We start from the raw sequence: 1,648 nt of genomic DNA, 5'->3' as shown, positions 1-1,648 counted from the left end.
GGGCGCCCGGGGCCGCCCCCCCCCCCGCGGGGGCGCCCCCCACGGCTAGCCCGGCGGACGCCACGGCGAGCCCGGCGGCCGGGCCGCGCCCGCCGAGTGACCTGGATCTCACCGCGTCCGCCGAGCGGACCCGGTGTGTGGGATATCGGTGATCGCGGGGTAGGCGCGCCTGCGGCGCCGACGAACCGGCGGCGCGTACCGAGCCACGAGGACACGGAAATCCATGGCGTCCACCCTTCCGAAAGACGCGGCCGACCAGCAGGGCAAGACCTTCTTCGGCCACCCGCGCGGCCTGGCCACGCTGTTCATGACCGAGATGTGGGAGCGCTTCAGCTACTACGGCCTGCGCGCCCTGCTGGTCATCTACCTGATCTCCGGCGGAGCGGACGCCAAGCCCGGCTCGCAGGGCGGCGGCCTGGCCTACGACGCGGCGACCGCGACGGCGATCTACTCCGTCTACGTCGCGATGGTCTACCTGCTGGCCATGCCGGGCAGCTGGTTCGGCGACCGGCTGTGGGGGCCGCGCAAGACCGTGGCCATCGGCGCGGGGATCATCATGGCCGGCCACCTGTGCCTGGCCGTGCCGGGCTCGGGCGGCTTCTTCGTCGGACTGGCCCTGGTGGCGCTCGGCTCGGGCCTGCTCAAGAGCAACATCTCCACCATGGTGGGGCAGCTGTACGCCGACAACGACGTCCGCAGGGACGGCGGGTTCACGGTCTTCTACATGGGGATCAACATCGGCGGCTTCCTCGCCCCGTACGTCATCGGCACGGTCGGACAGACCGTCAGCTGGCACCTCGGCTTCGGGCTGGCCGCCCTGGGCATGGCGCTCGGCCTCGCCCAGTTCCTGTACGGCACGCGCCACCTGCCCGAACACGCGGACGTGGTGGTGAACCCGGCCAGTGCGGACGAGAAGAAGAGCCTGGCCCTGAAGGCGCTCGCGTGGAGCGCGGTCGCGGCCGTCTTCTACACCGTGGTGGTCGTCACCGACCACTTCACCATCAACTGGGTGCTGCTCCCGCTTACCGTGGCGGGCCTGGTCATCCCGGTCCTGGTGCTCGCACGGATCAAGCGGGACCGTGACCTGACGGACGTGGAACAGTCCCGGATGACCAGTTTCATCTGGATCTTCGCCGCGGCCGCGGTGTTCTGGATGATCTACGACCAGGGCGCGTCGACCGTGCAGGCGTTCGGCGAGACGAAGGCGGACAACACGGTTTTCGGCTGGGAGATGCCCTCCACCTGGTACCAGTCCTTCAACTCCTTCTTCATCATCCTGCTCGCCCCGGTGTTCGCCGCCCTGTGGACCGGCCTGATCAGGCGCGGCAAGGAGGTGCGCACCATGACGAAGTTCGCCTTCGGCCTCTTCTTCATCGCGCTGTCCTTCTTCTCCTTCTGCGTGCCGCTCTCGCAGGCGTCCGGCGGCGCTCACCCGACGATGTGGTGGATCGTGCTGCTCTTCCTGGTGCAGACGATCGGCGAGCTCTGCCTCTCGCCCGTGGGCCTGTCCGTCTCCACCAAGCTGGCCCCCGCGAAGTACGCCTCCCAGCTCCTGGGCGTGTGGGTCGACCCGGACACCGGCGACTGGTACGGGCTCGTCCACAACGAGTTCACCCCGCAGCCCTTCGGCGACGGACTGCACTACGAC

The 1,648-nt window shown here is 69.4% G+C and carries 1 protein-coding gene; it reads left to right on the top strand.

Annotated elements, in window-relative coordinates; genetic code table 11:
• Positions 1-223: 223 nt before the first annotated feature.
• The coding region (locus ABT160_RS46935; protein ID WP_351656550.1) for a peptide MFS transporter at positions 224-1,648 on the top strand (1,425 nt) is incomplete at its 3' end.

The sequence above is a fragment of the Streptomyces sp. NPDC001941 genome, assembly GCF_040296945.1.
Classification (GTDB): Bacteria; Actinomycetota; Actinomycetes; order Streptomycetales; family Streptomycetaceae; genus Streptomyces.
Note: the sequence above shows the minus strand (reverse complement) of the source record. Positions and strands in the feature narration are given on the sequence as shown.